4 protein-coding genes and 1 pseudogene are annotated in these 4,831 nt (G+C 73.3%); 2 read left to right on the top strand and 3 right to left on the bottom strand.

Annotated elements, in window-relative coordinates:
* Positions 1 to 989: DMT family transporter (locus DMH12_RS37135; RefSeq protein WP_185832763.1), on the bottom strand; the 989-nt coding region annotated here is incomplete at its 3' end.
* Positions 990 to 1,205: 216 nt separating this feature from the next.
* Between DMH12_RS37135 and DMH12_RS37130 the strand changes: the two genes are divergently transcribed.
* On the top strand, positions 1,206 to 1,658 hold the full coding sequence (locus DMH12_RS37130) for an NUDIX hydrolase (RefSeq protein WP_125495685.1): 453 nt from the start codon (positions 1,206 to 1,208) through the stop codon (positions 1,656 to 1,658).
* A 97-nt stretch (positions 1,659 to 1,755) separates the two neighbouring features.
* Positions 1,756 to 2,373 (top strand): dihydrofolate reductase family protein, encoded by a 618-nt coding sequence (locus DMH12_RS37125; RefSeq protein WP_125495684.1) that lies wholly within the window; start codon positions 1,756 to 1,758, stop codon positions 2,371 to 2,373.
* Between the two features lie 21 nt (positions 2,374 to 2,394).
* On the opposite strand, the pseudogene DMH12_RS37120 reads toward DMH12_RS37125, so the two are convergent.
* Positions 2,395 to 2,967: pseudogene (locus DMH12_RS37120) on the bottom strand (DinB family protein).
* 146 nt (positions 2,968 to 3,113) lie between these two features.
* The gene (locus DMH12_RS37115; protein WP_125495683.1) at positions 3,114 to 4,712 is read right to left on the bottom strand and encodes a carboxylesterase/lipase family protein; all 1,599 of its coding nucleotides are present in this window, start codon (positions 4,710 to 4,712) and stop codon (positions 3,114 to 3,116) included.
* Between the last annotated feature and the right edge of the window lie 119 nt (positions 4,713 to 4,831).

Raw genomic sequence — 4,831 nt, 5'->3', positions numbered from 1 at the left:
CGGCAGCTTCGGGGTGGAAAAGGGGACGGCCCGGGCAGCTGCCGCTTCGGGCGGCTCCCCCGCCCCACCTGGGTCCGTACCGCGCCCATGCTGGCCGCGATCACCAGGGCGATGGCGGCGGACTGGGTGGCGGAGAGGGCCTGGTCGAGGATGAGGAAGCCGGCCGTGGCGGCGATGGCGGGTTCCAGGCTCATCAGGATGGCGAAGGTGGGGGCGGGCAGGCGGCGCAGGGCGAGGAGTTCGAGGGTGTAGGGGAGGACGGAGGAGAGCAGGGCGACCCCGGCGCCCAGCGCGATCGTGACCGGGTCCAGGAGCTTGCCGCCCGACTCGGCGATGCCCAGCGGCAGGAACAGCAGCGCGCCGACCGCCATCGCGAGCGCCAGCCCGTCGGCCTGCGGGAAGCGGCGCCCGGTGCGGGCGCTGAAGACGATGTACGCCGCCCACATCGCGCCCGCCCCGAGCGCGAAGGCGGCGCCGGACGGGTCGAGGCTGTCGAAGCCGCCGCCACCGAGGAGGAAGACGCCGGCCAGGGCGAGAGCGGCCCAGACCAGGTTGACCAGGCGGCGGGAGGCGACGACGGACAGGGCGAGCGGGCCGAGCACCTCCAGGGTGACGGCGGGGCCGAGGGGGATGCGGTCGACGGCCTGGTAGAAGAGGCCGTTCATACCGGCCATGGCGATGCCGAAGACGACGACCGTGCCCCAGTCGGCGCGAGAGTGCCCGCGCAGCCGGGGCCGGCAGATCAGCAGCAGTACGACGGCGGCGACGGCCAGCCGCAGGGTCACCACGCCGAGCGCGCCGGCCCTGGGCATCAGGGTCACCGCCAGCGCCGCACCGAACTGCACGGAGAGGCCGCCGGCGAGGACCAGGCCGACCGGGCCGAGGGAACCCCGTCGCCCGCCCGGCGCGGACTGATGGCCGGTGGCGGGCGCCGCCTCCGCGCCGGCCACGGGGGCGGCGGCGGGGGACGAGGTGCTGGGGGTGCTCACGGTGGCTCCGGGTAGTCGGCAGTAGGTCTGGGGAGGAGGCTGGACATTGGGGTGGTTCATCACACTGTACGTCACGGTGCACAGCAATGGACCACGTCAGGCGCATGACCCCGCCACGCAACTGTCGCCAGCGGGGAGGGCCGCTGTCAACGGACTTCCGGCATGTGGGCGGACTCGCCCGAGGGGCCCTTCCGGCGAGGAGGTAGCGTCCGCACCGTGAGACGACTCGTTGCCCGCCTCTGGCGCCTGCTGCGCCCCGTTCAGAGCCGCGTGATGTGGCTCCTGCACACCAAGTACGTCGTCGGGGTGACCGGCGTCGTGCGCGACGACGAGGGACGGGTCCTGCTGCTGAAGCACCGGATGTGGCCGCCGGGCCGCCAGTGGGGTCTGCCGAGCGGCTTCGCGCGCAAGGGCGAGGACTTCCGGGAGACGGTCGTCCGTGAGGTGAAGGAGGAGACCGCCCTCGACGTGGAGGTGGGCCGCCTGGTCATGCTCAACAGCGGCCTGCGCACCCGGCTCGAAGTGGCCTACGAGGCCCGGCTGCTGGGCGGCGAACTCCGCATCGACCCCTTCGAGATCCTGGAGGCCCGCTGGTGCCGCCCCGACGAGCTGCCCGAGGACAGCCAGCCGGTGTGCGGTCCGCTGGTGCGGGGCGAGACGACGCCCTGAGGATTTCTCGCGCGCGGCGTCGAAAACGGGGGTTCCCGATCGACGCACGGGTGAAGGCGGAACACCCCACGCCACCCCGACCCGAGGAGCGCCCCTCATGACCGTCACCGCGGACTTCGCCATCACCCTCGACGGCTACGTCGCCGGCCCGAACGTCTCCCTCGACAACCCCGGGGGCGACGGCGCCGAGCGCGTCTTCGACTGGATCCACACCCTGGCGAGCTGGCGGGAGCGCCAGGGCCTGACCGGCGGGGACGAGAACCGCGACTCCGAGCTGGTCCGCGAGTGGTTCGACGCCACCGGGGCGGTGGTGATGGGCCGCACGATGTACGACCTGGGCGAGGAGTTCTGGGGCGACAACCCGCCCTTCCGCACCCCGGTCTTCGTCCTCACCCACCGCCCCCGGCCCACCCTGGTGAAGGAGGGCGGCACCACCTTCCACTTCGTCACCGAGGGCATCCACAGCGCCCTGGAGCGGGCCGAGGCCGCCGCCGGCGACCGGAACGTCGACATCGCGGGCGGCGCGGGCACCGTGCGGCAGTACCTCGCGGCGGGGCTCGTCGAGGAGCTCCAGCTGCACGTGGGGCCCGTCCTTCTCGGCGGCGGGCTGCGGCTCTTCGAGGGGCTGGGCGACGCGGGGCGACGCGGCCTCGAACAGGTCGGTGCGGTCGAGACGCCCCTGGCGACACACCTGAAGTACCGCTTCGTGAAGTGACCGGGCGGGAGGACCCGCAGGTCAGCCCATGCTCTTTGCGCCGTCCAGGGACTCACGGATGATGTCGGCGTGGCCGGCGTGCTGGGCCGTCTCGGCGATGACGTGCATCAGCACCCGGCGGGCCGACCAGTGGGCGTCGGCCTCGAACCAGGGGGCCTTCGGCAGCGGCTGGGCGGCCCCCAGGTCGGGCAGGGTGGCGACCAGCTCGTCGGTCCTGCGGGCGGTCTCGGCGTAGTCGGCCAGCACACCGGCCAGCGTGTCGCCGGGCAGCATCCGGAACTCGGCGTCCCGCCGCGCCCAGTCGGCCTCGGTCATGGCCGTGAAGTCGCCCATCGCGGACGGGCCGTCGACGATGAAGTCCGCCCAGCCCCTCTCCACGGCGGTCACGTGCTTGATCAGACCGCCGAGGCACAGCTCACTGGCGGTGGGCCGCAGGCCGGCCTGCTCGTCGGTGAGGTCACGCGTGGTGAAGCGGAGGAAGTGCCGGTGCTAGGCCAGCGTCTCCAGCAGGTCGGCACGCTCGCCGGTGGCGGCCGGGGCCGCCGCCAGGTCGTGGTTGGCCGGGGCGCCAGTGATGGTCTCGTCGAAGGGCATGTCGGTCTCCGCCTTCCCGGGGGTTCCTGCGCTGTTCGGTGAGACCGACACTACGGCCCATCTAGGTCAGTTCAGGTCCTAAATCGGACGGTCGGAGAAAGGCGTGCCCAGCCCTGGGGCCGGCCTCACAGCCGCCCCGGTCCGGCTCAGCCGAGGGACTTCCAGAAGTCGTACCGGTGGTCCTTGGCGAAGTCGGCCGGCCGGATGCCGCCCGGCCCCGAAGCCAGCGACTGCGCGTTCAGCGCGCCCGGAGTGGTCGCCTTCCACGGGGCCTCGCCGCCGCGGGCGAAGTCGGACCAGATGCGGATCATCTCGTCGGACAGGGCCCGCTGGGCCTTGGTGAGCGGGGCGAACTCGGTGAGCTCGAAGAGGTAGGGAAGCTCGAACGTGTGCGCGGCGCCCATGGGGAAGGAGGGCTTGGCGTAGGTTTCGGCGTCGGCGTACCAGGGGGTCTCGTGGTCGGCGAACTCGTAGGTGTAGGTGCGGGAGCCGCGAGCGAGCGCGTGTCCGGTGTCGACGGTGTGACGCGCCTGTCCGGCGTCGGTGAGGACCGCCGACAGTGCCAGGGCCGGGCTGTCGCCGTAGGCGGACACGGGGTAGCGGGCGGCGATGGCGGCGGCCTTCTCCGGCCCGAAGTCGTTCTCCAGACGGCCGAGGTAGTCGGCCTGGTCGAGAGTGGCTTCCGGGTCCTTGGTGGCGTGGCGCTTGGCCAGCTCCGCCCCGTACACCATCGCGCGGCCCTCCTCGCGGTTGATGCCCTGGAGTACGGGCACCTTGTTGTACCTGCCGGTGGCGACGGCCTCGCGCGGAGTCCGGGGCAGCAACTTGCCCCCGTAGACCGGGCCGTACGGGTAGGGGCTCTGGCCGAAGTCGTACACGAGGTGCCGGGGCTCCGCCGTATGCCAGTCGCCGTCCTGGCCGCTCGCCTCGCTCCGCTCCCCGATCGCCTCGGCTGCGTCCTCTCCCTGCTTCAGGGCGTCCGCCCGCCCGCGCGCGGCGTCGGGGCGCAGGCACGCCCCGCTCTGCAGCACCACCCGGTGGAAGAGACCGGCCGACGACGGGGCGACCAGGTGCGCGCACGCGCTGGTGGCGCCGGCCGACTCGCCGAAGAGCGTCACCCTCCGCGGGTCTCCGCCGAACGCGGGGGCGTTGCGCTGCACCCACCTGAGCGCCGCCTGCTGGTCGAGGAAGCCGTAGTTGCCGGACTCGCCTCGGCGTTCCAGTTCCGGGTGTGCGAGGTAGCCCAGGGCACCGAGCCGGTAGTTGACCGTCACCACGATCACGTCGCCCCGGGCGGCCAGCCTGCGGGCGCCGTGCATGGCACCCGAGCCGTCGGTGTGGTCACCGCCGTGCAGGTACACCATGACGGCTCGCGGCTCGCGGGACGCGGCACGCGGGGTGGTGACGTCGACGGACAGGCAGTCCTCGGTGGCGGACGGGGGGCCGGCCGGCGGCACGGATCCGGTCTGCGGGCAGGCGGCGCCCGGCCGGGTGGCGTCCCGCACGCCGTGCCAGCGTCTCGGGGACGCCGGGGGCGCCCAGCGTCGCTCGCCGGTGGGCGGGGCGGCGTAGGGGATGCCCTGGAAGGTCCGTACCGTGCCGGTCTTCACCCCGCGGACCAGGCCCTCGTCGGTGCGTACGACGGTGGCGGTGCCGTGGTCGGCGGCGGCCGCGGTACCGGCCGTGACGGCGGTGCCCGTCGTCACGGCGAGGGCGATGACCAGGTGTGCTGTCTTCTTCAACATGCAAAGGACACTATGGAGTTGAGCTTCCCGGCGGCAGCCGGTCAGCCACCCCACGCGGGGTGGTGACAGCACCACCCCGAGCCTCCCGCTAGCGGGCGATCCCCGCACCCCCCGTCAGC

The sequence above is a fragment of the Streptomyces sp. WAC 04229 genome (genome assembly GCF_003947455.1).
In the GTDB taxonomy this organism is placed as follows: Bacteria; Actinomycetota; Actinomycetes; order Streptomycetales; family Streptomycetaceae; genus Streptomyces.
This window is presented reverse-complemented; position numbering and strand designations above follow the sequence as displayed.